Below are 24606 nucleotides of genomic sequence, written 5' to 3'. Positions count from 1 at the left end.
GTTCTTTCGCTGAAATCTCCTGGCCACAGACGGCGAGCGGGTGGATGCTGGAATCATGGGTACGCAACTGCTGGTCGGGACCCGTAAGGGTCTGTGGATGGGGCGCTCCGACGACGCCCGGCAGGACTGGGAGTTCACCGGTCCGCACCATGACATGGAGGAGATCTACTCCGCCATGATCGAGCCCGGGACCGGGCGAGTCCTTGCCGGATGCTCCTCGCTGTGGCTGGGTGCGCTGGTGCGCGCCTCCGCCGACGGCGGCAAGACCTGGACCGAGACCTCGATGTCGTTCCCCGAGGACGTCGACGCGAGCCTGGCCCGGGTCTGGCAGCTCCAGCCGGGCCTGCCGGAGGGCACGATCTGGGCCGGTGTCGAGCCGGGTGCGATCTTCCGGTCTCGCGACAGCGGCGCCTCCTTCGAGCTCGTCCGCGGGCTCTGGAACCACCCGCACCGCACCGAGTGGAGCGAGGGGTTCGGCGGGCAGGCGTTCCACACGATCCTGCCGCACCCCACCGACCCTGACTCGGTGACGGCCGCGATCTCGACCGGCGGCGTCTACCAGACCCGCGACGGCGGGGAGGCCTGGGAGGCCCGCAACAACGGCATCATCGCCGTCTTCCTCCCCGAGGGGCAGCAGTACCCCGAGTTCGGCCAGTGCGTGCACAAGGTCGCTCGTCACCCGTCCCGCCCGGAGCGGCTCTATCTGCAGAACCACGGCGGTGTCTACCGTTCCGACGATGAGGGCTCGTCGTGGAAGTCGATCGCCGACGGCCTGCCCACCGACTTCGGCTTCGCGATGGTGGTCCACCCCAAGGAGCCCGACACGATCTTCACCTTCCCGATCGGCGCCGGCGAGTCGCGCTACCCGCCGGAGGCCAAGCCGATCGTATGGCGCTCACGCGACGCCGGCGACCACTGGGAAGCCCTCGACTCGGGCCTGCCCGACCACTTCTACGTGGGCGTCATGCGCGACGCGATGTGCGCCGACGACCACGAGACCGCCGGGGTCTACTTCGGCGCCCGCAACGGCTCGGTCTGGGCCTCCGCCGACGCCGGGGAGACCTGGCGCGAGATCCTCCGCGACATCCCGGATGTGATGGTGGTCAGGGCCGCGAAGGTGTGAGACTGGAGAAGTGGTCGATCTGGGCCCGGACCCAGCGACTCCGAGAGCCCAAATCGACCACTTCGTTCGGTCTCCTGCGTGAGCGTCAGTCGTCGAGTCGTCCTTCCGGCGTGATCAGGTCGACCTTGGGGAAGTAGGTTGCGTAGCGACCGTTGTCACGGGTCAGCAATCGGTGGCCTCTGATGGCGGCATGGGCGCCGATGTAGAAGTCGGCGAGCGGCGAGGTCTTCGTCCCGCCCTTGCGGCGATAGGTGAGGAACGCCTTCCCTGCCAGGAACCCCGCCGCGTACGGAAGCGCTTCACGTCTGAACCACGTCTCGGGAAGTGCGGTGTCGAGGTCCTCGATGCGATCGAAGCCCACCGAGACCTCGGCGTAGATGATTGGATTGATGACCACCTCGCCGGCATCCGCCGCTTGGGCGAGTTGTTCCTCGGACCAACTCGCCCACTTCTCGTCCTCGGTGACGATGTCGAGAATCACGTTGGTGTCCACCAACGTCACCGTGCCGCTGTTATTCCCCACGAAGAAGTTCCATCAGTTCATCCGTGCTCTTCGTGGTCGTCGCGGCCCCTCGCATCCGGCTCACCAGCCGCTGCCCTCGGGTCTGGCCTCCCGCACTACGCACGATCCGAAGCGTGTTGCCATCCTCGATGATGTCGACTTCGTCGCCTTCAGCGAATCCATGCTTCTGGCGCAGGTCGGCCGGGATGGTGACTTGTCCTTTGCTGTTCAGCCTCATGGCACCTCCTGACACGTAATACTTGTAATACATGATACGTCTTTACCTGCGGGTCGTCACGGGTCTCGATGGACAGTGATTACCAAGCACGGCCGTCGCCACCTACGGCCTTGATCACCCGCTCTGCGACGAAAGCGGCGTTCGCTCCCAGAACCTCGATCGGCACGCGCGGGAGATTTCCCCAGCCAGCAGTGGGCGCGCCGGCGCATCGCTCGGTTGAGTAGTGGCTGTCATGGAGGGGCCTAGACTGTAGGTGAAGGCGGAGGCAGGTCTCTTCGTTACAGATCGTGTTGTGGGCTCATGGTTCTCACCATGGGCCCTCAGCCATTTCAAGGGTGGACGGCGACGATCACCGTCCACCGCGTGGCGCTGCGTTCGAGGTCATACGCTGACGGGTCTAGCCTTCTGGTATGCCCACTCTTCGCTCCGCAACCTCGACCTCGGGCCGCAACATGGCGGGTGCCCGCGCGCTGTGGCGCGCGACCGGCATGACCGATGACGACTTCGGCAAGCCGATCATCGCGATCGCCAACTCGTTCACCGAGTTCGTGCCCGGCCATGTCCACCTCCGTGACCTCGGCAAGATCGTCGCCGAGAAGATCCAGGAGGCCGGCGGAGTAGCCAAGGAGTTCAACACCATCGCCGTCGACGACGGCATCGCGATGGGCCACGCCGGGATGCTCTACTCGCTGCCGAGCCGCGAGCTGATCGCGGACGCGGTCGAATACATGGTCGAGGCGCACCGCGCCGACGCGATCGTGTGCATCTCCAACTGCGACAAGATCACCCCCGGCATGCTGCTGGCCAGCCTGCGCCTCAACATCCCGGTGGTCTTCGTCTCCGGCGGCCCGATGGAGGCCGGCAAGACGGTCGCCGTCGAGGGCCTGGTCCACGACAAGCTCGACCTGGTCGACGCGATGGTGCTCTCGGTCAACGAGGCCGTCAGCGACGAGCTGCTCGACACCGTCGAGCGCTCCGCCTGTCCGACATGCGGTTCCTGTAGCGGCATGTTCACCGCCAACTCGATGAACTGCCTCACCGAGGCCATCGGCCTCAGTCTGCCCGGCAACGGGTCGACCCTGGCCACCCACGCCAAGCGCCGCGCGCTCTTCGAGGAGGCGGGACGTACGGTCGTCGAGCTGTGCCGCCGCTACTACGAGGAGGGCGACGAGTCCGTTCTGCCGCGGAACATCGCCAACCGCAGCGCCTTCGAGAACGCGGTCGCGCTCGACGTCGCCATGGGCGGCTCGACCAACACAGTGCTGCACCTGCTCGCCGCCGCGCGTGAGGCAGAGCTCGACTTCAACGTGCACGACATCGACGCGATCTCGCGCCGGGTGCCGTGCCTGAGCAAGGTCGCCCCCAACAGCCCGAAGTACCACATGGAGGACGTCCACCGCGCCGGGGGCATCCCCGCCCTGCTCGGCGAGCTGCGCCGCGGTGGAGCGCTCAACGAGGACGTCCACACCATCCACTCCGACTCCATCGACGAGTGGCTGGGCGCCTGGGACATCCGCGCCGAGAGTCCCAGCCAGGAGGCGCTCGACCTCTTCCTCGCGGCGCCCGGCGGGGTGCGTACGACCGAGGCGTTCTCCACCGAGAACCTCTGGGCGAGCCTGGACACCGACGCCGCCGAGGGCTGCATCCGCGACTTCGAGCACGCCTACTCAGAGGACGGCGGACTGGCGATCCTGTCCGGCAACATCGCCCCCGACGGCTGCGTCGTGAAGACCGCCGGCGTTCCCGAGGAGGTCTGGACGTTCACCGGCACCGCGATCGTCTTCGAGTCCCAGGACGCCGCGGTCGAGGGCATCCTCGCCAAGAAGGTCGAGGCCGGCCACGTCGTGGTGATCCGCTACGAGGGCCCGAAGGGTGGGCCGGGCATGCAGGAGATGCTCTACCCGACCTCGTTCCTCAAGGGCCGCGGTCTGGGCCAGAAGTGCGCGCTGATCACCGACGGCCGCTTCTCCGGTGGCACCAGCGGCCTCTCGATCGGCCACGTCTCGCCGGAGGCGGCAGGCGGTGGCCTGATCGCGCTCATCGAGGACGGCGACCAGATCTCCATCGACATCCCGAACCGCTCGATCTCCCTCGACGTCGACGACCTCGTCCTCGACCAGCGTCGCGCCGCTGAGGAGAAGCGGGACAAGCCCTACACCCCGGCGACCCGGGACCGGAAGGTCTCTGCGGCGCTGCGGGCGTACGCCTCGATGGCCACCTCGGCCTCCGACGGCGCCTACCGGCTCGTGCCGGAGTAGTCCGCCCGGGTTGTGAAGCTGAAAGTGGCCTATAGGTCACTCTCAGGTTCACAACTTGTGCCGATGGCGGTCCGCCCGCTGGATATTGCGGGCGGGCCTGGCAGCCTGCTGACAGCATCTGCCGCATGGGTAAAGTTCATGCGCGCGTCGAGGGTCGTCTGCGGGAGTTCGTCGATCGTCAGGTCGTTTTCTTCGTAGCCACCGCAGCGCTCTCCGACGAGGGCCACGTCAACCTGTCGCCACGGGGCATCCCGGGCACCTTCGGGATGCTCGACGAGCTCACCTTCGCGTGGGTCGACGGCACCGGGAGCGGCAGCGAGACGATCGCGCACCTGCGTGAGAACGGCCGGATCACGGTGATGTTCTGCGCCTTCGACGGGGCGCCGAACATCGTCCGCTTCCACGGGCGTGGCCGGGTCGTGACCCGCTACGACGAGGAGTACGCCGACCTGGCCGGCCGCTTCACGGACCTTCCCGGTGCCCGGGCGGTCGTCGTCGTGGACATCGAGCGGGTCTCGGACTCCTGTGGCTTCGCCGTCCCGTTGATGTCGTACGTCGGCGAGCGCGACCTGCTCCCGGCGTACTTCGAGCGCAAGGGGGTCGAGGGTTCCGCCGAGTATCGGCACCGCAAGAACCTCATCAGTCTCGACGGGCTTCCGGCGTTCGACTTCGACCCGGCACCTGAATAGCCGTCTCTGCGACTGTCGAAATCGGCGGCAACCGTTCGTGGCATGGGTGAGGGGCCGGCACGGCGGCCCACCTGATGCGGGAGTGGTTGCTATGTCGGCTCAACAGTCGGATCGATGGAAGCGGAATCTGCTGGTCTTCCTCGGCGGCCAGACGGTGTCGTCGTTGGGATCGATGATCGTCGGGTACGCGGTGATGTGGCACCTCACCGTCGAGACCGGGTCTGCCGCGGTGCTGACCCTGAGCGTCGCGGCCGGGATGCTGCCGCAGGCGGTGGTGTCGGTCTTCGGTGGCGTCTGGGCCGACCGGCACTCGCGCAAGCTGTTGATCATCGGCGCCGACTCGGCGATCGCGGTGGCGACCTTGGTGCTCGCTCTGCTGATGCTGAGCGGCGTCGGCGACCTGTGGATGATCTTCGTCGCGATGGCGGTCCGCTCGGCGCTGGCCGGGATCCAGGGACCGGCGGTCAACGCCATGCTCCCGCAGATCGTCCCGGCCGAGCACCTGATGCGGGTCAACGGGGCCCAGCAGACGATCCAGTCGGGGATGATGCTGTTCGCGCCCGCGGTGGCTGCCGCGGTCTACGCGAGCACCGGCATCGTCGCGGTCTTCTTCATCGATGTGGTGACAGCCGTGTCCGGCGTACTCCTCCTGCTGCTGGTGCCGGTGGCGAAGATGGTCCGCTCGACGGAGCCGGTGAGCTACTTCGGCGACCTCCTCGCCGGGGTGCGGTACGTCAAGGGGAACCCCTCGGTGCGCTGGGTGATGGGTCTCGTGGCCGTCGTCATGTTCATGGCCGGCGCCCCGGCGCACCTCACGCCGCTGATGATCACGCGCAGCTTCGGCGACGAGGTCTGGATGCTGAGCGTCAACGAGCTGTTCTGGAGCGTCGGGATGGTCGTCGGCGGCGCGCTGATGGCCACCTTCGGGCCCAGGGTGAAGCGTCGGGTGCGGCTGATGGTGGCCGCCTCGGTCGGTGTCGGGGTGTTGGTCATCGGGCTGGGCGTCTCGGACGACTTCTGGGTGTTCTCGGTCGCCGGCCTGGTGATCTGCATCCTCTTCCAGACGCTGCTGGTGCCCGCGGCGACGGTCCTGCAGGAGCAGGTCGAGGACTCGATGCGCGGCCGGGTGTTCGGGTTCTACGGGATCGTCATGTCGGTGTCGATGCCGGTCTCGATGATCGTCTTCGGGCCGCTCGCGGACAGGTTCGCGGTGGAGTCGGTGATGGTCCTCGCCGGGTTGCTGCTCCTGGGCTGCCTGGCCGGGATGCTCGCCCTCGGCAGCGCCCGGCGCTCGCTCGCCACGGTGGACGCGTCAGCCTCCTGAGAAGTCGGTTGCGGCGGTCCGCGAGAATGACCGCCGTGACCGAATTCTCCTATCCCGTGGGCAATGTCGTCGAAGCCTGGGAGGCGCGGCCGTGGCCCGAGCCGGTGACCCTCGAGGGCAGCTACGTCCGGGTCGCGCCGCTCTCGTCGACGCAGTACTCGGACCTCTACGCCGCGGTCTGCGGCCCCGACGACGCCGATCTGTGGACCTACCGGCCGATCGCGATGCCGACCTCGCTGCAGGACCTGTGGATGCACCTGGCAGGGCTCGTCGACGCGCCCGACGTCGTACCGTTCGCGTTCGTCCCGAAGGAGGGGGAGCGGGAAGGCAGGGCGACCGGGGTCGCGGGCTACCACGCGATCAACCCGGCGAACGGCAGCATCGAGGTCGGCGGAGTGCTCTTCGGGTCAGCGCTGGCCCGCACCAGGGCGGCGACCGAGGCGATCCATCTGCTCATGAGTCACGCCTTCGACACGTTGCGCTATCGGCGCTTCGAGTGGAAGCTCGACAGGCTCAACGAGCCGTCGCGGCGGGCGGCGGTGCGGCTCGGGTTCACCTACGAGGGCCGGTTCCGCAACCACATGGTCGTCAAGGGCCGCAACCGCGACACCGACTGGTTCTCGGTCACCGCGGAGGAGTGGCCGGCCGTGCGCGAGGCGCACGAGCGCTGGCTCGCACCGGAGAACTTCGATGCGGACGGTGGCCAGCGGGTCTCGCTCGGCTCGCTGACCGGCGGCTTGGGAGTCCGTCAGGACTGACCGGCGCGGCCGGCGACGACCAGCTCGCGGATGGCGCTGAGCCGGCTGGTCAGCTCGGCGATGCCGGCCTCGGAGGCGGCGGGGGCGACGGCGTCGCTCCAGACCGCGCGCAGCCGGCGTAGGTTCTCGGCCGCTCGAGGGGTCGGGTCGACGACCTTGCCCCGCTTGTCGCCGACTCCGGTCGAGCGGACGACGAGTCCCTTCTCCTCGAGCTTGCGCAGTGTGGCGCTGAGGTTCGGTCGCTGCATGCCCACGTCCTCGGCGATCTCGCTGGGAGTGGCGCCGGGGTGGCGGTCGACGTAGCGCATGACCGCCTGCTCGCCCATCGTGAGCTCGGTGATCTCGGGGTCGCGGGCATGGTGCCGTTCGATGTCCCGGGCGAGCGTCGTGATGATCTCCGCGAGATCGGCGAGCTCGTCGGTGGTGGCGCGGGTAAGCATGGTCACAGTCTAGTGGTTGCCCTTTCATAATTATGAAAACATAACTAATATCGATCGCATGTCCTCCTCCTCCACCACCGAGCCCGCCGGGCCCGCAGGGCCGCCCGCGTCCGCGATCGGCCCTGCGCTGCTGCTCGTCCTCGCACTCCTGTCCGCAGTCGCGCCGTTCGCGACCGACCTCTACCTGCCCGCGTTCCCGGCGATGGTCACCGACCTCGGCACCGACGCGACCAGCATCCAGCTGACCCTCACGGCCTTCCTCGTCGGCATCGCGGTGGGTCAGCTCGGGTTCGGTCCGATCTCGGACCGGATCGGGCGCCGCGTACCTCTCCTCGTCGGGGCCACGGTGTTCGTGCTCGCCAGCGTCGCCACCGTCTTCGCCCCGACCGTCGAGCTGCTCGTCGTGGCCCGGTTGCTGCAGGGCCTGTCCGGGGCTGCCGGGATGGTGCTCGGTCGCGCGATCGTCTCCGACCGAGCCGACGGGCCGGCCGCGGCGCGCGCGATGAGCCTGATGATGGTCGTCGGCGGCGTCGCCCCTGTCGTCGCGCCGCTGGCGGGCGGCTTCATCGCGGGGCCGCTCGGCTGGCGCGGCGTGCTCGCGGTCGTGCTCGGGATCGCGGTGCTGATGCTCGTCGCGGTCATCGCAGTCGTACGCGAGTCGCTCCCGCCGGCGAGGAGGGCCGAGCTCCGTGCCGCCCGGACGACGCAGGGATCCGTGGTCGCGGAGCTCGGCTCGCGCACCTACCTCGGCTACACGCTGGCCTTCGCGTTCGGGTTCGCGGTGATGATGGCCTACATCTCGTCCTCGCCGTTCCTCTACCAGGAGATGATGGGCCTCGACGAGATGGCCTACGGACTGCTCTTCGGCCTCAACGCCCTCGCCCTGATGGTCGTCAGCGGGGCCTCGGCCAACCTGGCCGGCCGTGTCGACGTACGCCGCATGGTGGGGCTCGGGCTCGCCATCTCGCTCGCCGGCACCGTGCTGTTCCTGGTCATCGCGCTCACCGGCCTCCCGGTAGGCCTGCTCGCCGTCGCGGTGTTCGTAGCGGTCGCGCCCCTCGGCCTGGTCTTCGGCAATGCCACTGCGCTCGCCCTCGAGTCCGTGCCGCGGGCCGCGGGCAGCGCCTCGGCCATCCTCGGCGCCCTCCAGTTCGGTCTCGCCGCACTGGTCTCGCCGCTGGTCAGCCTCGGAGGCGAAGGGACCGCCGTGCCTGCTGCGATCGTGATGGTCACCGCCGCGGTCGTCGCCTGCGTGGCGTACGCGGTCGCCGGGCGGGGGCCCGCGGCAACCGCCGAGCGGTTGCGAGACCGCGACGACGTGCTCGAGCCCGTCTAGCTCGGCGCGTCCAGGGCCACGACGTGGTGGCGACCGATCGGCAGCATGAGCGGCTTGTCCGAGATCGGGTCCTGGATGACCGTGCTGCGCATCCCGAAGACGTCCTGAACGAGCTCGGGGACCAGGACCTCCTGGGGTCGGCCCGCGGAATGCAGGCGGCCGTCGTGCAGGGCGATGAGGTGGTCGGCGTAGCGCGCGGCGAGGTTGAGATCGTGCAGCACCATCACGATCGTGGTGCCGGCACTGCGGTTGAGATCGGTCAGCAGGTCGAGCACCTCGACCTGGTGGCTGATGTCGAGGAAGGTGGTGGGCTCGTCGAGGAGCAGCACCTCGGTCTCCTGTGCGAGCGCCATCGCGATCCAGACCCGTTGCCGCTGACCACCGGAGAGCTCGTCGACGGTGCGACCGATCAGCTCGATGGTGTCCGTGGCGCGGAGTGCAGCCGTCACCGCGCGGTCGTCCGCCTCCGACCAGCGGGACATCACTCGCTGGTGCGGGTGGCGTCCGCGGCCCACCAGCTCACCGACGGTGATCCCCTCCGGCGCGATCGGCGACTGCGGCAGCAGGCCCATCCGGCGGGCGAGCTGCTTGGCCGGCGTCGCGTGGACCTCCTTGCCGTCCAGCAACACGCGGCCGGTCCGGGGCGGCAGCAGCCGTGTCATCGAGCGAAGCAGCGTCGACTTGCCGCACGCGTTCGGGCCGACGATGGCGGTGACCTCGCCCGGAGCGATGATGAGATCGAGATCGTGCACGACCTCCCGATCGCCGTAGCCGAGAGTCAGCTTCTCGATCTCCAGGCGTGGCCCGCCGTTGGGCTGGGCAGCGGGCTGGTTGATGGTCACAGGGTGCCTCCGACTCTGTTGACGCGGACGATGAGATAGAGGAGATAAGGAGCGCCGAGGATGCCCGTGACGACGCCGACCGGCATCCGGGTGCCGAAGGCGTACTGACCGGCGAAGTCGGCGAGCAACGTGAGCAGCGCGCCGACCAGAGCGGCCGGAACTAGAAGAGAGCCCCGGGAGCCGACCACCCGGGCCGCGATGGGCCCGGACAGGAGCGCGAGGAACGCGATCGGTCCGGACGCTGCCGTCGCGATGCACACGAGTCCGACCGCGGCGACGATCGTCAACAGCCGCGTACGCTCGATGCGTACGCCGAGCGCGGAGGCCGCGTCGTCACCGAGCTGTGCGGCAGCGAGGGCACGCGTCTGAAGAAGCACGGCGCTGCCCAGCACGACGACCGCCGTGAGGACCACGAGGACGTCGCGCCACAGCGCTCCGTTCAGGCTGCCGGTGAGCCAGCGCAGCGCCTCGGCGAGCTGGAAGTTGGTCGCGCGCTCGAGCTGCCAGGCGATGACGCTCTGCATCATCGCGGCCACGCCGATGCCGATGAGGATCAACCGCGTACCGGCCGCGGTGCCGCGCCGGTAAGCGAGCAGGTAGATGGTGAGCGCGACGCCCACCCCCGCCGCGACCGCGACCCACGAGACCAGGAGGCCGCCGAGAGAGAAGCTCACGATGGCGACGGCCGCAGCGGCGCTCGCGCCTTCGGTCACGCCGATGACGTCGGGGCTGGCGAGCGGGTTGCGCAGCAGGGTCTGGAAGGTGACGCCCGCCAGGCCGAAGGCGATCCCCACCACCAGCGCGAGGGAGGCGCGGGGCAGCCGCAGCCGTCCGACGATGAACTCGGCACCGCCGTCGCCGTCGCCGAGGACGACACCGGCCACCTCGGCGATCCCGTAGGTGGTGGACCCGAGCATCAGGCTGCCGAGGTAGGCGGACGCCACGAGCGCGGACAGGACGGCGATCAGCTGGCGGCGTCTGCGGTCGCGGTTGCGGCGGGCCGAGACGACCTTGCGCAGGTCCGCGTCGGCAGCGCCCTCGGCGTCGATGGCGTACGAAGAAGAGAGAGTCACAGCTCACGCACCTTGGCTTGGCGCACGACGGCGATGAGGACCGGTGCTCCGATCAGGGCGGTGATGATCCCGACGTCCACCTCGGTCGGTGGTGCGACGACGCGTCCGAGGACGTCCGCGACCAGCAGCAGCACCGCGCCACCCATCACGCTGAAGGGCAGCAGCCAGCGGTGGTCGGTCCCGATCAGGAGGCGACCGAGGTGTGGCACGACCAGCCCGACGAACGCGATCGGTCCGGTGATAGCGGTGGTGGCCCCGGCGAGCGTGACGGCGCCGGCGGCTGCCAGCAGCCTGGTTCGGTTCACGTGCTCGCCGAGCCCGGAGGCGAGGTCGTCACCGAGCCCCAGCATGTTGAGTCCACGGGCGCACCAGACGCACAGCAGAGCGCCGGCGAGGAGGAACGGCGCCATCAGCCACAGCTTGTCGTCGGTGGCTCCACCGACGCCACCGACCTGCCAGGACACGACGTTCTCCGAGATGTCGGGTCTGGGCAGGACGACCGCGGTGACGAAGGACGACAGCGCGGCAGCGGTCGCGGCGCCGGCGAGGGTGAGCTTGAGCGGAGTGGCACCCCCGCGGCCCAGCGACCCGACGGTCCACACGAACGCCGATGCGAGGGCCGCCCCGAGGATGGCGACCCAGATGTAGCTGGTAGGGGAGGCCAGGCCGAACCAGGCGATGCCGCTGACCACGGCCAGCGAGGCGCCCGTGTTGACCCCCAGGATGCCGGGGTCGGCCAGCGGGTTGCGGGTGATGCCCTGCAGCACCAGACCCGACACCGCCAGCGCGGCCCCCGCGACGGCAGCCAGCACCGTTCGCGGCACCCGCTTGGCGACCGCGGCCTGGGCGAATCCCTCCGCCTGGCCGGAGACGCCGGCCCAGATGTCGGTCCAGGACGCATCGCGCGAGCCCAGGACGATGGAGGTGGCCGCGGCCGCCAGAACGGCGGCCGCGAGCACGAGCAGCGCCAGGCTCCGCGTCCGCCGGGTGCCGCGCAGCTGGGCTGCGGGGTCGGCGGGCGCGGATCCTGGACGGCTGGTCAGAGACGTCGTCATCTCGTTGGGTCGATCCGTCGTCGTGCGACGGTCACTTGGTGGCGTACGCGGCTGCGTCGGCCAGCAGGCCGACATAGTTCTCCGCCAGGGCCGGCACCGACAGAGCGGTCGGGTTGGCCGCGGTGCCCATCGCCTCGGCGCCGTCGAGGGTGACGATCGCCTTGTTCTTCACGGCCGGCAGCTGGGAGAGCACGGGGTCCCCCTCGAGAGCGTCGATGAGCTCCTGGCCGCCATAGGTGATGATGACGTCGACGTCAGCGAGCTCGTCGGCCCGCTCGGTGCTGATCGAGCCGGAGTAGTCGCCGCTGTCGCCGGTGGCCTTGATGATGCTCGGCGCGACCTCCATGCCGAGGTCGGCGAGGTACTTCGACCGCGTGTCAGCGGCGCTGTAGAAGTTGATCTCGCTCAGGTCGGCCGGGTCGACATGGGTCATGAACATGCCCGTCGTGCCCTCGAGCTCGGGGCGCGTCGCCGCCGCGTCGGCGATGTTCTTCTCCAGGTCAGCGACCAGCTTCTTGCCCTCGGACTCCAGGCCGAGGCCCTTGGCGTTCTGGAGGACGGAGTCCCGCCACTCGGTCGCCCACGGGTCATCCGGGTAGGCGACCACCGGAGCGATCTCGCTGAGGGTCTTGTAGTCGTCCTTGGTCAGGCCCGAGTAGCCGGCGAGGATGACGTCGGGATCCGTGCCCGCGACGGCCTCGAAGTCGTAGCCGTCGGTCTCGTCGAACAGCACGGGCGTCTCCGCGTCGAGCTCCTTCAGCTTGTCCTCGGTCCACTGCTGGACGCCATCGCCGTCGTCGTCGCCCCAGGTCATCTTCGACATGCCTACGGGCACGATGCCGAGCGCGAGCGGGACCTCCTGGTTCGCGAAGTCGATGGTGGCCACCCGCTCGGGCTTCTTCTCGATGACCGTCTCACCGAAGGCGTGCTGCACAGTGACGGGCTTCCAGCCCTCGCCCGCGGCGCTCTTCGAGGAACCATCGGCGTCGGAGCCACATGCCGCCAAGCCTGCCGCGACTGCGATCAGTGCGACGGGCACTGCCGCCTTCCGTGCGATGAACATCTCGTCCCGCTTTCTGTAGTTAGGTTAGGCGTACCTTACTGGATGTCTTAACCTACGCGGGATTGCGTACCCCGTTCCCGCTTTTGAGCCGATGTGCCGGCTGCACGTACGCAGCAGTCTGGAGGGCATAGGAAAGCCCAACAGATTGGATGAGCGATGAGCATCAACGAGACGGTGGCGACCCTCGCCGTGGCCGGCGACAGCTGGGGGCCGTGGCGCGAGAGCGGCCCGTGGCACGACGGGGGAGGACCGCCGGCCTTCTGGCCGATCTTCCCCATCCTGTGGTTCCTGGTGATCGCGGCGATCATCACCGCGGTCGTCCTCTTCAGCCGCAAGCGGGTGGCCGAGGGACCGCGGCGCGCGGGCGAGGCGAAGCTCGCCGAGAGGTACGCCGCGGGGGAGATCGACGATGACGAGTACCGAGCCCGTCGCGACGTACTCCGTGAGAATCCGGCCAAGCCGGGCGGGACGAAGAACGCCTGAACCCGTCGCTGGTCCGTGGCAGGGTGGCTGTCATGGACCAGCGCATCAGCTTCATCACCCTGGCCGTCGCCGACGTCGCGGCGAGCCGTGTGTTCTACGTCGACGGCCTCGGCTGGACCCCCGAGCTGGAGGCCGACGGGGTGCTCATGATCCGTGTCGGCGAGCACGTGATCCTCTCGCTGTGGGACCGGGACGAGTTCGAGGAGGAGGTCGGCCGGATCGCCGTCGCCGACGGCGTCGCGCCGTTCACCCTCGCCCACAACGTCGCCACCCGCGAGGAGGTCGACGGCGTGCTGGAGCTCGCGCGGTCGCTCGGACGTGAGGCGTCGCCCGCTCAGGCCCGGGAGTGGGGCGGTTACACCGGCTACTTCGCCGACCCCGACGGCGTCCGCTGGGAGATCGCCTACAACCCCGGTCCGGTAGGGCAGACCGTGCTGCCCGACTGAGCCCTCGGCCTCGATCCGCCGATCAGCCCGCGAACCCGGGCAGGTGCTCCTCGAGGATCTCCCGGAACGGTGCCTCGGCGTTGAGCTGCGCCAGCACCCCGAGACCGCCGAGCCAGACCCGGTGGATGAGCAGGTAGGACGGCGGCAGGTTGAGCTTGAGGCCGACCGTGTAGGCGGGGTCCTTGGGGTCGTTGATCCGCTTGAACTCCTCCCGCATCCACTCCCGGGTGAATCGGAAGCGCCCCTCGAGCGCCGGGGTCACCCACGGCGCCAGGTAGTCCAGGACGTGCTGAGGCTCGACCTTGATCCCGTCGCGGATGAAACCGACGTCGCGCAGGCCGGCGACCAGCGCCTCCGCGTCGCCGGTCGAGGCGATCCGGATCAGCCGGCCCATCGGCTCGGGAAAGCCGCGCTCCGGGAGTCGGGCCGCGAGCCCGAAGTCGAGCACCGCCAGCCGGCCGTCGGGGAGGATCCGGAAGTTCCCCGGATGAGGGTCGGCGTGCAGCATGCCGGTCAGCTCGGGCGCGGAGAACCAGAACCGGGCGAGCAGCTCGCCGTAGTGGTCGCGCTCCTCGGGGGTGCCCTCGGCGATCACCTTCGCGATCGAGCCCTGCGACTCCACCCACTCGGTGACCAGCACCGACGGACCCACCTCGACGACATCGGGGACGTCGATCAGGGGATGGTCGGCGTACGCCTCGGCGAAGACGTGCTGGGCCTCGGCCTCCTTGGGGTAGTCGAGCTCCTCGATGACCCGCTCCTGCATCTCGGCGACGAGAGCCTTGACGTCCATGCCGGGCACGACCGCGTTGCCTATCGCTCCCAGCCGGCCGATCTGGCGCAGGTCGGCGCGCAGGGCCTCCTCGGAGCCGGGGTACTGCACCTTCACCGCCACCTCGCGGCCGTCGAACCATCGGCCCCGGTGGACCTGTCCGATCGAGGCCGAGGCGGCCGGCTCCTCGGAGAGCTCGACCAGGCGCTCGGACCAGTCCTTGCCGAGGTCCCGGGCCAGCAGACCGCGTACGATGCCGGTCGGCATCGGCGGAGCGGAGTCCTGGAGCCGGGTGAGCTGGTCTCGGTAGTGCGCCGCCTGCGACTCGGGCAGGGCCGCCTCCATCACCGAGAGCATCTGCCCGAACTTCATCGCGCCGCCCTTGAGCTCGCCCAAGGTGCGGAACAGCTGGTCGGCCGTACGCTGGTGCACATCGGCCAGCACCGCCTCGGCCGGCTTGCCCCCGATCCGCTTCCCGAGCCCGAGCGCCTTGCGCCCGGCGTACCCCATCGGCAGCGCGGCCAGCTTTGCCGTCCGTGTCGCCGCTCGCCGCGGCAGACCCTTCGACGACCCCTCCGCCTCATCCATGCCGCAATTGTGCCTGTCGGCCGCAACTTGCGCCCTGCGAAGTAGCCTTCCTGCATGACCTCTGAGCCGACGATCGTGACCCCGCTCGACCCCTCAGGGGAGGACCCGTTCGGTTGGTTGGAGGAGGTCGACGGGGGCGAGGCTCTGGCATGGGTCCGAGCCCGCAACGAGGAGGCTCACGCGAGCGTCGGCTCCGATCCCGTCTTCGCCAAGATCGAGGCACAGATCCTCGAGGTGCTCGACTCCGACGACCAGGTGCCCGAGGTCTCCCGGCTCGGTGAGCACCTCTACAACTTCTGGCGCGACGCCGACCACGAGCGCGGCATCTGGCGGCGCACCACCCCGGAGTCCTACCGCACCGAGGACCCCGACTGGGAGCTCCTGCTCGATCTCGACGCGCTCGCCGCCGAGGAGGACGAGAGCTGGGTCTGGCACGGCGCCTCGATGCTCCGGCCCGAGCCGGGCGAGCCGTGGCGCAAGGTGCTCATCGACCTCTCCCCGGGCGGCTCGGACGCCGACGTGACCCGGGAGTTCGACCTGGTCACCAAGGCTTTTGTGAGCCCGGCCGACGGTGGCTTCACCCGTGCCGTCGAGCAGGGCGGCGCCAAGGGGGCGCTTTCCTGGTGCGGCCCCGACGCGGTCTACGTCTTCACCGACTTCGGCCCGGGATCGCTCACGCCGAGCGGTTACCCGCGGATCGTGAAGCTGTGGCGCCGTGGCACCCCGTTCGAGGACGCGGCGGTGGTCTACGAGGGCACCGACGAGGACATGTACATCTCCGCCCGCCACATCCACACCCCCGGCTTCGAGCGCGACCTGGTCAGCCGCTCGATCGCGTTCTACAAGTCCGAGACGTACGTCGCGACCGACCCCGGCACCCCCGAGCAGACCCTCACCAAGCTGGACATCCCCGACTCGGCCGAGGCCGGCTTCCACCGCGAGTGGCTCGTCATCGAGCTCCGCGAGGAGTGGACCGTCGCCGGAACGACGTACGCCGCCGGCTCGCTGCTCGCGACCGACGCGGAGCGGTTCCTGGCCGGTGAGCGCGACCTCACCGTGCTCTTCGAGCCCACCGCGAAGACCTCGCTCGCCGGGGCGACCTGGACCCGCAACCACCTCGTCCTCAACGTGTTCGAGGACGTCAAGAACCGGCTCCATGTACTCACCCCGTCGCCCTCCGGCGAGTGGGCCCGCTCAGCGTTCCCCGCGACCGACCCGGTGGCCGCGGTCGGCACTCGTGCCGTCGACGCGGTCGAGTCCGACGAGGTCTGGGTCGTCACCAGCGGCTACCTGACCCCCGCGACGTACGGACTGACCGAGATCGGCGCGGAGACGATCGAGCCGCTCAAGTCGGCGCCCGCCTGGTTCGACACCGACGGGCTCCGCGCCGAGCAGCGCTTCGCGACCTCAGTGGACAGCACCCGGATCCCCTACTTCATCGTCGGTGCCGAGGCCGCCCTCGCCGGCAACGGTCGACCGGCACCGACCCTGCTCTACGGCTACGGCGGCTTCGAGATCCCGATGACGCCCGGCTACTCCGCCGGCGTCGGACGGTCCTGGCTCAGCGAGGGCGGCGTCTACGTCGTCGCCAACATCCGCGGGGGAGGGGAGTACGGCCCCGCCTGGCACCAGGCGGCGCTGAAGGAGAACCGGCACAAGGCGTACGAGGACTTCGCCGCGGTCGCCCGCCACCTCGCCGAGACCGGCGTGACCGACGCCCAGCACCTCGGGATCCAGGGCGGCTCCAACGGCGGGCTGCTGACCGGCAACATGCTCACCCTCTACCCCGAGCTGTTCGGCGCGGTCGTGATCCAGGTGCCGCTGCTGGACATGAAGCGCTACTCGCATCTCCTCGCCGGAGCGAGCTGGATGGCCGAGTACGGCGACCCGGACGTGCCGGAGGAGTGGGAGTTCATCAAGACCTTCTCGCCCTACCACCTGCTCGACGGCGCCAGGACCTATCCGCCCGTCCTGCTCACCACCTCCACCAAGGACGACCGCGTCCACCCTGGCCACGCCCGCAAGATGGCCGCGCTCCTGGCCGCGACCGGCAAGGACGTCACCTACTACGAGAACATCGAGGGCGGCCACGGCGGCGCGGCCAACAACGCCCAGTCGGCCCACCTCTCCGCCTTCGCCTGGACCTTCCTGCGCGAGCGCCTCGGACTGATCGACTGACAGATACTGGGACGGTGATCTCAGATCATGGGACGACCGATAGGGTGTGATGACACGGCGCGACACCTGGGGTTAACGTGTGAGCATGCTGAACAGCATTCTCGTACTTAGCAGGCGCGTCGCCTAGGAGCCACTGGCCCCAGACGACGCGTCTCCCTCCGTTGCCCGCCGGGCCGGAGGGTTTTTTGTTGCACCAGCAACGCAAGCCAATCAATCTGGCACAGCCCACGAACAGTTGAGTAGGACGGCGGACATGAGCGAGCAGATGACAGGCGCACAGAGCCTGATCAAATCGCTGGAAGCAGCGGGAGCCGAGAACATCTTCGGCATTCCGGGAGGAGCGATCCTTCCGGCGTACGACCCGCTGATGGACTCGAAGATCCGCCACATCCTCGTACGCCACGAGCAGGGCGCCGGCCACGCCGCGCAGGGTTACGCCGCCGCGACCGGCAAGGTCGGGGTCTGCATGGCCACCAGCGGCCCGGGCGCGACCAACCTGGTCACCCCGCTCGCCGACGCCAACATGGACTCCGTGCCGATGGTGGCCATCACCGGCCAGGTCGGCGCGGCGATGATCGGCACCGACGCCTTCCAGGAGGCCGACATCCGCGGCATCACGATGCCGGTCACCAAGCACAGCTTCCTCATCACCGACCCGGCGGAGATCCCGCTGCGGGTCGCTGAGGCCTTCCACCTCGCCTCCTCCGGGAGGCCGGGTCCGGTCCTCGTCGACGTCACCAAGTCGGCGTTGCAGGCCACCACCACCTACCGGTGGCCGACCGAGCTCCACCTGCCGGGCTACCGCCCGGTGACCAGGCCGCACGCCAAGCAGATCCGCGAGGCGGCGCGCCTGATGCTGGAGGCCAAGAAGCCGGTCCTGTACGTCGGTGGCGGCACGATCCGCTCCGGCGCCCACCGCGAGCTCCTGCAGCTGGCCACGCTCACCGGGATCCCGGTGGTGACCACGCTGATGGCGCGCGGAGCCTTCCCCGACTCCCACCCGCAGCACCTCGGCATGCCGGGCATGCACGGCACCGTCCCCGCGGTCGCCGGTCTGCAGAAGTCGGACCTGATCATCAGCCTCGGCGCCCGCTTCGACGACCGTGTCACCGGCAACTTGGACTCCTTCGCCCCCAACGCCAAGGTGATCCACGCCGACATCGACCCGGCCGAGATCGGCAAGAACCGCTACGCCGACGTCCCGATCGTGGGTGACGTGCGTGAGGTCCTCACCGACCTGATCGCGGTGCTCACCGCCGAGAAGGAAGCCGGCAAGGAGGGCGACTACGAGGGCTGGGTCGCGTTCATGGCCGGGATCAAGACGGCGTACCCGCTCGGTTATGACCTCCCCGCGGACGGCCTCTCGCCGCAGTACGTCATCGAGCGGCTCGGCAAGATCTCCGGTGAGGAGACGATCTTCACCGCCGGTGTCGGCCAGCACCAGATGTGGGCCGCGCAGTTCATCGGCTATGAGCACCCCAACACCTGGATCAACTCCGGCGGCCTCGGCACGATGGGTTACTCCGTCCCGGCCGCGATGGGCGCGAAGGTCGGCTGCCCGGACTCCACGGTGTGGTCGATCGACGGCGACGGCTGCTTCCAGATGACCAACCAGGAGCTCGCCACCTGCGCGATCGAGGGCATCCCGATCAAGGTCGCGATCATCAACAACGACAACCTCGGCATGGTGCGCCAGTGGCAGACGCTCTTCTACGGCGAGCGCTACTCCAACACCAACCTGCAGTCCCACGGCCAGCCCAAGCGCATCCCCGACTTCCCGAAGCTGGCCGAGTCGATGGGCTGCGTCGGGCTGGCCTGCGACTCCGCCGACGACGTCGACGCCACCATCGAGAAGGCCATGGAGATCAACGACATGCCCGTCGTCGTCGACTTCCGGGTCAACAAGGACGCCATGGTGTGGCCGATGGTCGCCGCCGGCTCCTCCAACGACGAGATCCAGTACGCGCGCGACCTCGCGCCCGAGTTCGACGAGGACGACCTGTGATGAGCATCCAGCCCGTGAAGACCGGCGGCAAGCACACGCTGAGCGTCCTGGTCGAGAACAAGCCCGGCGTCCTGGCCCGCGTGGCCGCGCTCTTCTCGCGCCGCGGCTTCAACATCGAGTCTCTCGCGGTCGGCCCGACCGAGCACGACGAGCTCTCCCGCATGACGGTCGTCGTCAATCTCGAGAACACCCCCCTCGAGCAGGTCACCAAGCAGCTCAACAAGCTGGTCGAGGTGATCAAGATCGTCGAGCTCGAGCCTGAGACGCGCGTCCAGCGCGCCCTCATGCTGGTCAAGATCACCGCCACCACGGAGACCCGCAGCCAGGTGCTCGACACCATCCAGCTCTTCCGGGCAAAGGTCGTCGACGTGTCCACCGACACCGTCGTCGTCCAGCTCGCCGGCAACACCGGAAAGCTCAACGACTTCCTCCGGGTCATCGAGCCCTTCGGTATCCGTGAGCTCTCCCAGTCCGGCATGGTCGGCATGGGCCGCGGCTCCCGGTCGATCTCCGAGCGCAGCCTGCGATCCGTGGCTGTGCCCGCTCCGCCTTCCGCGGTCTGAACCAAATCAAATCAATCACTACAGGTGGGTCTCGACAAGGTCGACCACCGACGAAAAGGAGAAGCCCTCGTGGCTGAGATTTTCTACGACGACGACGCCGACCTCTCGCTGATCCAGGCGAAGAAGGTCGCGGTCATCGGCTATGGCAGCCAGGGCCACGCCCACGCGCTCAACCTGCGTGACTCCGGTGTGGACGTGCGCATCGGCCTGCAGCCCGGCTCGAAGTCGACCGCCAAGGCCGAGGAGGAGGGCCTCAAGGTTCTGACGCCGGCCGACGCCGCCGCCGAGGCGGACGTGATCGTCATCCTCGCCCCGGACCAGCACCAGCGCGGTCTCTACAACGACGAGCTCGCCCCGCACGTGACCGCCGGCAAGACCCTCGTCTTCGGCCACGGCTTCAACGTGCGCTTCGGCTACATCAAGGCGCCCGAGGGTGTCGACGTGATCCTGGTGGCCCCGAAGGCCCCGGGCCACACGGTCCGGCGTGAGTACGTCGCCGGCCGCGGCATCCCGGACATCATCGCCGTCGAGCAGGACGCCTCCGGCTCCGCCTGGGACCTCGCCAAGGCGTACGCCAAGGGTATCGGCGGCACCCGCGCCGGAGTCATCAAGACGACCTTCACCGAGGAGACCGAGACCGACCTCTTCGGCGAGCAGGCTGTGCTCTGCGGCGGCGTGTCCCACCTGGTCCAGGCCGGGTTCGAGACGCTGACCGAGGCCGGCTACCAGCCCGAGATCGCCTACTTCGAGGTGCTCCACGAGCTCAAGCTCATCGTGGACCTGATGTGGGAGGGCGGCATCGCCAAGCAGCGCTGGTCGATCTCCGACACCGCTGAGTACGGCGACTACGTCTCCGGCCCGCGCGTCATCGGCCCGCAGGTCAAGGAGACCATGCAGCAGGTGCTCGCCGAGATCCAGGACGGCTCCTTCGCCTCCCGGTTCATCGCCGACCAGGACAACGGTGCGACCGAGTTCCAGAAGCTGCGCGAGGAGGAGGCCGGTCACCCGATCGAGGCCACCGGCAAGGCCCTGCGCGCTCACTTCTCGTGGAGCCAGGCCGACGACGACTACACCGAGGGTTCGGCCGCCCGCTGATCCCCGCATCGTGCCGAGTCGGCACGAACTGACCGAAGATCCCGCCGAGTCGGCGCGTTATAACGCGCCGACTCGGCGGGAATTGGTGTCAGCTTGCGTCGACTCGGCGGGTTACTTGACCTCGGACTTGAGTGCCAGGCGGAGGCCGATGAGGAGGGGGATGATCAGCCAGAGGGTGGTGGCGGTGCCGAGCTGCGCCCAGGCCTCGCGGGTCATGTCGTCGTCGAAGAGGCGGGTCGAGGCCCAGTTCAGGTCGACCCAGGCGCCGTTGTCGCGCCACCAGTCGTTGACCATGACGAGCGCGTTGGAGATCGTCGGCAGGACCAACGAGTAGACGAAGTAGCCGACGATGGCCGCGGGTGAACTGCGGAACAGCGTACCGAGCATGAAGCCCATCATCATGCCGAGGACCTGGGCCAGGACGGTCTGCGCCAGGATCACCGTGGTGAGGTCCCAGACCGGGTCAACCCCGGCGATGGTGGTGCCGATCAGGTTGCCCAGTGCGCCGACCCCGAGCGCGACGGCCATCGAGACGATGCCGAGGGCGACCGTCAGCACTGCCTTGGCGCCGATCACCTTGCCGCGGCTGGGGACGAGGGTGAAGGTGGTGAGCGCGGTTCGCGAGCTCCACTCGCTCGAGACCGACAGCACCGAGATCATCGGCAGGATGACGGCCATCGGGATGCCGATCCCGGTGGCGAACATGCCGTAGGTGAGCGCGTCGTCGGAGGAGAAGATGATGATCGCCGCCGTGGCGATCACGGCGAGGATGCCGATGCTCACCAGCAACCAGAACCCGGAGCGGGTGTCGAACATCTTGCGCAGCTCGACGGAGAGCACGCGGGTGAACGGGATCGGCGCGGGCGTCGCCCGTTGGCGGTGCCGGGTGGATCCGATGGTGCCTTCGAGGGGCTCGGGTGCGACGGTCGCGGTGCTCATGCTGCCTTACCTTTCGAGGAGTCCAGCCCTTCCGGGCTGTCGAGGTGGTCGCGCTGGGTCTCGGCGGTCAGCTGGAGGAACATCTCCTCCAGGCCGGAGCCGTCGGCGGCGCGGAGCTCGGTCAGCACCAGCCCTGCGTCGAAGGCGATCTGGCCGACGGTGGCGAGGTCGGCGGCGGTGCGGACGGCGCCCTCGGTGGTGAGCTCGGCGTTGTGGCCGGCCCGCTGGAGCGCCCGGCCGAGCTCGGCGGGGTCGCCGGCTCGGGCGTATGCCTCGCCGCTGGCGAGCAGCTCCTGCTTGGTGCCCTGCGCCACGATCCGGCCGTTGCCGATCACCACGATGTCGTCGGCGATGACCTCGATCTCGTGCAGCAGGTGGGACGAGAGGAGCACGGTGCCGCCGTCGTCGGCGAAGCCGCGGAGCAGGTCGCGCATCCAGCGGATGCCGGCCGGGTCTAGGCCGTTGGCCGGCTCGTCGAGGATCAGCACCTCCGGGTCCCCGATCAGGGCCGTCGCGATCCCGAGCCGCTGTCGCATCCCGAGGGAGTAGTTGCGTACGCGGCGCCCGGCCTCCTCCTCGGTCAGGCTGACCCGGTCGAGGGTCTCGGCGACGCTGGACTTCGGCAGCCCCATCGTGCGGGCGGCCAGCGTGAGGATCTCGCGGCCGGTGCGGCCGCCGTGCTGGGCGGAGGCGTCCAGCAGCACGCCGACCTCGCGGCCGGGGTTCGGCAGCTGGGAGAAGTGGCGGCCGAGGAGGTGCGCGCTACCGGTGGTCGGATCGGTGAGCCCGACCAGGATGCGCATGGTCGTGGACTTGCCGGCGCCGTTGGGGCCGAGGAAGCCGGTCACCCGGCCGGGCTCGGCGGTGAAGGTCACGTTGTCGACGGCCGTGAACCCGCCGTACCTCTTGGAGAGGGCATCGATCTGGATCATGGTTCGAGCCTGGTGCCAGACGACCCTCGGGCGCGTCGGGCAGATCCCTGGCGGGCGCCTGACCTTCCCCTGATCTCCCCTGAGACCGGCTCAGGGGGAGCGCATCGGAATCCTGTTCGGCTGCGGAATGTTTCGTACCGGACGAAACGTTCTCAGGGCATGCGTATTGATGTCTGGTCCGATGTCGTCTGTCCCTGGTGCTACATCGGCAAGCGCCACCTCGAGGAGGCCCTGGAGGGCTTCGAGCACAGCGACGACGTCGAGATCGTCTACCACTCCTTCGAGCTCGACCCGAGCGCGCCGCAGGTTCCGGTCGAGTCCACGGTCGAGGCACTGTCGAAGAAGTTCGGTGCCTCTGTCGAGCAGACCCGCGAGATGATGAAGCAGGTCAGCGTCCCCGCTGCCGCGGCCGGTCTCGAGTTCAGCTACGAGGACACCCCGCACGCGCGCACCATCGATGCCCACCGGCTGATCCACCTGGCCAAGGCCGAGGGCAAGCAGGCCGCCCTCAAGGAGGAGCTGCTCGCTGCGTACTTCACTCGGGGTCAGTCGATGGGTGACCACTCCGTCCTGCGCCAGGCCGCGGTCAACGTCGGACTCGACGCGGCCCGGGTGGACGAGGTGCTCGCGAGCGATGAGTACGCGGCCGACGTGCAGGCAGACATCGACCAGGCCCGCGCCTACGGCGCGACCGGGGTGCCGTTCTATGTCGTCGAGGAGAAGTACGGCGTCTCCGGTGCACAGCCCACCAAGGTGTTCAGCCAGCTGCTGGAGCGGGTGCACGCTGAGACCAAGCCGGCGCTGACGATCGTCGGCGACGGCGATGCCTGCGGTCCCGACGGCTGCGCGATCTGACCGTCGAGCCGGAGTCCGCTAACGCTTGGTGGCGATCAGGACGCTGGTGTCGGGGGCGACCATGACCTCGACGGTGGTGAAGCGCTCGTCGGTGAGCCAGAACTCGCGCAGGCTGTCGACCCGGCCGTAGACAATCGGCGGCCACAGGTCGGTCGGGATGAGATCGTCGATGACGACGATGCCGCCCTCCTCGACCAGATCGGCGAGCTGGTCGGGGGAGACCCCGCCGGGAGTCTCGGCGTCCAGGAAGAGCAGCGCGAACGGGCCGCGGTCGCGCAGGATGCCCCAGTCGGCGGCGATCACCTCGACCTGCTCGTCGTCGGCGAAGATCTCGGCGGCCTCCTTGGCGAGGTGCTCGTCGAGCTCGGCGGAGACGATGTGGGCCGCGTCGCCGCGTACGCCGCTTCGCAGCCAGGCGGTGCCGACACCGCATCCGGTGCCGAACTCAGCCATGGTGCCGCTGCGGGTGGCCGCCAGGGTCGCCAGGAGTCGTCCGGTCTCGTTGCGGCAGAACGACACATAGCCCGCGCGGCGAGAGACATCGAAGGCGCGGGTCACGATGTCCGGAAGCTCTGGGGGTGCACTCACAGGGCCAGTCTTGCCGATGCCTGGTGTGATCGTGCGCACGGGTGTCTCGAATGGCGGACCAATCGTCCAGATCCGTTCAATCGAGGCGTCTTCCGGGTTAACGTCAGAACACCATGCGGAGCATTTTTCTCGTACTCGAGTGCCGCGACGGGGCCCGGCGGTAACGACCGCAGGAGAAGCCACCTCGTCGCGGTGGCTTCCGTCTTCCACAAGACCCCGGCTTCTCTCCCACACCCTCTGATTCCCCGAAGTGTGAAGGAAGAAGCCATGTACGCGATGTATCCCGAGAGCCCCGCCGCTGGATCCGACTATGCTGGCGACAAGTGGAGCCGTGAGTGGGGCCCGGCGAGCCACGACCCCGACAACCCGCACAGCGTCGAGAACACCATCGCCGCGGTCCAGCAGGCGCTCGACCTGCGGGACAACGGCGGCCAGCTGCCCGACGACAACTAGTCTCGCCG

The 24606-nt window shown here is 69.0% G+C and carries 25 protein-coding genes; 14 read left to right on the top strand and 11 right to left on the bottom strand.

Translation table 11 applies throughout. The features are described 5' to 3' along the window. Nucleotides 1-55: 55 nt before the first annotated feature. Nucleotides 56-1123 carry a WD40/YVTN/BNR-like repeat-containing protein gene (locus tag IEY84_RS14440; RefSeq protein ID WP_183546705.1) on the top strand — a complete coding sequence of 356 codons (1068 nt, stop codon included), beginning with the start codon at nt 56-58 and terminating at the stop codon, nt 1121-1123. Between the two features lie 85 nt (nt 1124-1208). On the opposite strand, the gene IEY84_RS14435 is transcribed toward IEY84_RS14440, so the two are convergent. Together IEY84_RS14435 and IEY84_RS14430 are read right to left on the bottom strand one after the other, a co-directional pair. Further along, nucleotides 1209-1616 (bottom strand): type II toxin-antitoxin system VapC family toxin, encoded by a 408-nt coding sequence (locus IEY84_RS14435; RefSeq protein ID WP_229788684.1) that lies wholly within the window; start codon nt 1614-1616, stop codon nt 1209-1211. Nucleotides 1617-1635: 19 nt separating this feature from the next. Further along, a complete protein-coding gene (locus IEY84_RS14430) occupies nt 1636-1863 on the bottom strand; it encodes an AbrB/MazE/SpoVT family DNA-binding domain-containing protein (protein WP_183546703.1) in 228 nt (75 codons plus the stop codon). Between the two features lie 410 nt (nt 1864-2273). Here IEY84_RS14430 and ilvD point away from each other — a divergent pair, with 410 nt between their 5' ends. The 4 genes from ilvD (at nt 2274) to IEY84_RS14410 (ending at nt 6892) form a co-directional block, all read left to right on the top strand. Further along, nucleotides 2274-4121, top strand: coding sequence for a dihydroxy-acid dehydratase (gene ilvD / locus IEY84_RS14425; RefSeq protein WP_183546701.1), 1848 nt, complete (start codon nt 2274-2276; stop codon nt 4119-4121). Between the two features lie 125 nt (nt 4122-4246). Further along, nucleotides 4247-4810 carry a pyridoxamine 5'-phosphate oxidase family protein gene (locus IEY84_RS14420; RefSeq protein ID WP_183546699.1) on the top strand — a complete coding sequence of 188 codons (564 nt, stop codon included), beginning with the start codon at nt 4247-4249 and terminating at the stop codon, nt 4808-4810. 91 nt (nt 4811-4901) lie between these two features. Continuing rightward, nucleotides 4902-6134, top strand: a complete 1233-nt coding sequence (locus IEY84_RS14415) for an MFS transporter (RefSeq protein WP_183546697.1) — start codon at nt 4902-4904, stop codon at nt 6132-6134. Nucleotides 6135-6169: 35 nt separating this feature from the next. After that, a complete protein-coding gene (locus tag IEY84_RS14410) occupies nt 6170-6892 on the top strand; it encodes a GNAT family N-acetyltransferase (RefSeq protein WP_229788683.1) in 723 nt (240 codons plus the stop codon). Here the strand turns inward: IEY84_RS14410 and IEY84_RS14405 are convergent. After that, the gene (locus IEY84_RS14405; protein WP_183546693.1) at nt 6883-7332 is read right to left on the bottom strand and encodes a MarR family winged helix-turn-helix transcriptional regulator; all 450 of its coding nucleotides are present in this window, start codon (nt 7330-7332) and stop codon (nt 6883-6885) included. The genes IEY84_RS14410 and IEY84_RS14405 overlap by 10 nt on opposite strands. Nucleotides 7333-7390: 58 nt before the next feature. On the opposite strand from IEY84_RS14405, the gene IEY84_RS14400 reads away from it, so the two are divergent. Beyond that, on the top strand, nt 7391-8668 hold the full coding sequence (locus tag IEY84_RS14400) for a multidrug effflux MFS transporter (protein ID WP_183546691.1): 1278 nt from the start codon (nt 7391-7393) through the stop codon (nt 8666-8668). Here IEY84_RS14400 and IEY84_RS14395 read toward each other — a convergent pair. The 4 genes from IEY84_RS14395 to IEY84_RS14380 are packed head-to-tail and all read right to left on the bottom strand — an operon-like array spanning nt 8665 to nt 12701. Continuing rightward, nucleotides 8665-9510, bottom strand: coding sequence for an ABC transporter ATP-binding protein (locus IEY84_RS14395; protein WP_229788681.1), 846 nt, complete (start codon nt 9508-9510; stop codon nt 8665-8667). The genes IEY84_RS14400 and IEY84_RS14395 overlap by 4 nt on opposite strands. After that, complete coding sequence (locus IEY84_RS14390; RefSeq protein ID WP_229788680.1) at nt 9507-10583, bottom strand: FecCD family ABC transporter permease; 1077 nt, start codon at nt 10581-10583, stop codon at nt 9507-9509. The genes IEY84_RS14395 and IEY84_RS14390 overlap by 4 nt, the downstream gene beginning before the upstream one ends. Then, nucleotides 10580-11638: a FecCD family ABC transporter permease gene (locus tag IEY84_RS14385; protein ID WP_183546689.1), complete on the bottom strand. Its 1059-nt coding sequence runs from the start codon at nt 11636-11638 to the stop codon at nt 10580-10582. The genes IEY84_RS14390 and IEY84_RS14385 overlap by 4 nt, the downstream gene beginning before the upstream one ends. A gap of 31 nt (nt 11639-11669) precedes the next feature. Then, the gene (locus IEY84_RS14380) at nt 11670-12701 is read right to left on the bottom strand and encodes an iron-siderophore ABC transporter substrate-binding protein (protein WP_183546687.1); all 1032 of its coding nucleotides are present in this window, start codon (nt 12699-12701) and stop codon (nt 11670-11672) included. 156 nt (nt 12702-12857) lie between these two features. Between IEY84_RS14380 and IEY84_RS14375 the strand changes: the two genes are divergently transcribed. Continuing rightward, a complete protein-coding gene (locus IEY84_RS14375) occupies nt 12858-13184 on the top strand; it encodes an SHOCT domain-containing protein (RefSeq protein ID WP_183546685.1) in 327 nt (108 codons plus the stop codon). A gap of 32 nt (nt 13185-13216) precedes the next feature. Further along, on the top strand, nt 13217-13630 hold the full coding sequence (locus IEY84_RS14370) for a VOC family protein (RefSeq protein WP_183546683.1): 414 nt from the start codon (nt 13217-13219) through the stop codon (nt 13628-13630). 22 nt (nt 13631-13652) lie between these two features. Here the strand turns inward: IEY84_RS14370 and IEY84_RS14365 are convergent, their stop codons facing one another. Further along, nucleotides 13653-14990 (bottom strand): ABC1 kinase family protein, encoded by a 1338-nt coding sequence (locus IEY84_RS14365; protein ID WP_183546681.1) that lies wholly within the window; start codon nt 14988-14990, stop codon nt 13653-13655. Between the two features lie 54 nt (nt 14991-15044). Here IEY84_RS14365 and IEY84_RS14360 point away from each other — a divergent pair, with 54 nt between their 5' ends. The 4 genes from IEY84_RS14360 to ilvC all read left to right on the top strand — a co-directional run bounded on the left by IEY84_RS14360 (nt 15045) and on the right by ilvC (nt 20831). Next, on the top strand, nt 15045-17168 hold the full coding sequence (locus IEY84_RS14360; protein ID WP_183546679.1) for a prolyl oligopeptidase family serine peptidase: 2124 nt from the start codon (nt 15045-15047) through the stop codon (nt 17166-17168). 253 nt (nt 17169-17421) lie between these two features. After that, nucleotides 17422-19173 (top strand): acetolactate synthase large subunit, encoded by a 1752-nt coding sequence (locus IEY84_RS14355; protein ID WP_229788678.1) that lies wholly within the window; start codon nt 17422-17424, stop codon nt 19171-19173. Continuing rightward, nucleotides 19173-19736, top strand: coding sequence for an acetolactate synthase small subunit (gene ilvN / locus IEY84_RS14350; protein ID WP_183546677.1), 564 nt, complete (start codon nt 19173-19175; stop codon nt 19734-19736). Before IEY84_RS14355 ends, ilvN begins: the two co-directional genes overlap by 1 nt. 69 nt (nt 19737-19805) lie before the next feature. Next, nucleotides 19806-20831 carry a ketol-acid reductoisomerase gene (gene ilvC, locus IEY84_RS14345; protein ID WP_183546669.1) on the top strand — a complete coding sequence of 342 codons (1026 nt, stop codon included), beginning with the start codon at nt 19806-19808 and terminating at the stop codon, nt 20829-20831. A 111-nt stretch (nt 20832-20942) separates the two neighbouring features. Here ilvC and IEY84_RS14340 read toward each other — a convergent pair whose 3' ends face one another. Together IEY84_RS14340 and IEY84_RS14335 are read right to left on the bottom strand one after the other, a co-directional pair. Next, a complete protein-coding gene (locus IEY84_RS14340) occupies nt 20943-21770 on the bottom strand; it encodes an ABC-2 transporter permease (RefSeq protein ID WP_183546666.1) in 828 nt (275 codons plus the stop codon). Continuing rightward, nucleotides 21767-22702 carry an ABC transporter ATP-binding protein gene (locus tag IEY84_RS14335; protein ID WP_183546664.1) on the bottom strand — a complete coding sequence of 312 codons (936 nt, stop codon included), beginning with the start codon at nt 22700-22702 and terminating at the stop codon, nt 21767-21769. Before IEY84_RS14335 ends, IEY84_RS14340 begins: the two co-directional genes overlap by 4 nt. Nucleotides 22703-22861: 159 nt before the next feature. Here IEY84_RS14335 and IEY84_RS14330 point away from each other — a divergent pair, with 159 nt between their 5' ends. Next, nucleotides 22862-23557: a DsbA family oxidoreductase gene (locus IEY84_RS14330; protein WP_183546662.1), complete on the top strand. Its 696-nt coding sequence runs from the start codon at nt 22862-22864 to the stop codon at nt 23555-23557. Between the two features lie 18 nt (nt 23558-23575). On the opposite strand, the gene IEY84_RS14325 is transcribed toward IEY84_RS14330, so the two are convergent. Next, a complete protein-coding gene (locus IEY84_RS14325) occupies nt 23576-24145 on the bottom strand; it encodes an O-methyltransferase (RefSeq protein WP_183546660.1) in 570 nt (189 codons plus the stop codon). 267 nt (nt 24146-24412) lie between these two features. On the opposite strand from IEY84_RS14325, the gene IEY84_RS14320 reads away from it, so the two are divergent. Continuing rightward, nucleotides 24413-24598 carry a hypothetical protein gene (locus IEY84_RS14320; protein ID WP_183546658.1) on the top strand — a complete coding sequence of 62 codons (186 nt, stop codon included), beginning with the start codon at nt 24413-24415 and terminating at the stop codon, nt 24596-24598. Nucleotides 24599-24606 lie beyond the last annotated feature (8 nt).

The sequence above is a fragment of the Nocardioides albus genome (assembly GCF_014648255.1).
In the GTDB taxonomy this organism is placed as follows: Bacteria; Actinomycetota; Actinomycetes; order Propionibacteriales; family Nocardioidaceae; genus Nocardioides; species Nocardioides albus.
The sequence above is the reverse complement of the archived record's forward strand: the minus strand, read 5'-3'. Positions and strand labels throughout refer to the sequence as shown.

Excerpts from the sequence above, each read along its gene's own strand:
- IEY84_RS14440 (WP_183546705.1), top strand. The coding sequence starts at position 56 with ATGGGTACGCAACTGCTGGTCGGGACCCGTAAGGGTCTGTGGATGGGG.
- IEY84_RS14430 (WP_183546703.1), bottom strand. The coding sequence starts at position 1,863 with ATGAGGCTGAACAGCAAAGGACAAGTCACCATCCCGGCCGACCTGCGC.
- ilvD (WP_183546701.1), top strand. The coding sequence starts at position 2,274 with ATGCCCACTCTTCGCTCCGCAACCTCGACCTCGGGCCGCAACATGGCG.
- IEY84_RS14420 (WP_183546699.1), top strand. The coding sequence starts at position 4,247 with ATGGGTAAAGTTCATGCGCGCGTCGAGGGTCGTCTGCGGGAGTTCGTC.
- IEY84_RS14415 (WP_183546697.1), top strand. The coding sequence starts at position 4,902 with ATGTCGGCTCAACAGTCGGATCGATGGAAGCGGAATCTGCTGGTCTTC.
- IEY84_RS14405 (WP_183546693.1), bottom strand. The coding sequence starts at position 7,332 with ATGCTTACCCGCGCCACCACCGACGAGCTCGCCGATCTCGCGGAGATC.
- IEY84_RS14400 (WP_183546691.1), top strand. The coding sequence starts at position 7,391 with ATGTCCTCCTCCTCCACCACCGAGCCCGCCGGGCCCGCAGGGCCGCCC.
- IEY84_RS14385 (WP_183546689.1), bottom strand. The coding sequence starts at position 11,638 with ATGACGACGTCTCTGACCAGCCGTCCAGGATCCGCGCCCGCCGACCCC.
- IEY84_RS14380 (WP_183546687.1), bottom strand. The coding sequence starts at position 12,701 with ATGTTCATCGCACGGAAGGCGGCAGTGCCCGTCGCACTGATCGCAGTC.
- IEY84_RS14375 (WP_183546685.1), top strand. The coding sequence starts at position 12,858 with ATGAGCATCAACGAGACGGTGGCGACCCTCGCCGTGGCCGGCGACAGC.
- IEY84_RS14370 (WP_183546683.1), top strand. The coding sequence starts at position 13,217 with ATGGACCAGCGCATCAGCTTCATCACCCTGGCCGTCGCCGACGTCGCG.
- IEY84_RS14365 (WP_183546681.1), bottom strand. The coding sequence starts at position 14,990 with ATGGATGAGGCGGAGGGGTCGTCGAAGGGTCTGCCGCGGCGAGCGGCG.
- IEY84_RS14360 (WP_183546679.1), top strand. The coding sequence starts at position 15,045 with ATGACCTCTGAGCCGACGATCGTGACCCCGCTCGACCCCTCAGGGGAG.
- IEY84_RS14355 (WP_229788678.1), top strand. The coding sequence starts at position 17,422 with ATGAGCGAGCAGATGACAGGCGCACAGAGCCTGATCAAATCGCTGGAA.
- ilvN (WP_183546677.1), top strand. The coding sequence starts at position 19,173 with ATGAGCATCCAGCCCGTGAAGACCGGCGGCAAGCACACGCTGAGCGTC.
- IEY84_RS14340 (WP_183546666.1), bottom strand. The coding sequence starts at position 21,770 with ATGAGCACCGCGACCGTCGCACCCGAGCCCCTCGAAGGCACCATCGGA.
- IEY84_RS14335 (WP_183546664.1), bottom strand. The coding sequence starts at position 22,702 with ATGATCCAGATCGATGCCCTCTCCAAGAGGTACGGCGGGTTCACGGCC.
- IEY84_RS14330 (WP_183546662.1), top strand. The coding sequence starts at position 22,862 with ATGCGTATTGATGTCTGGTCCGATGTCGTCTGTCCCTGGTGCTACATC.
- IEY84_RS14320 (WP_183546658.1), top strand. The coding sequence starts at position 24,413 with ATGTACGCGATGTATCCCGAGAGCCCCGCCGCTGGATCCGACTATGCT.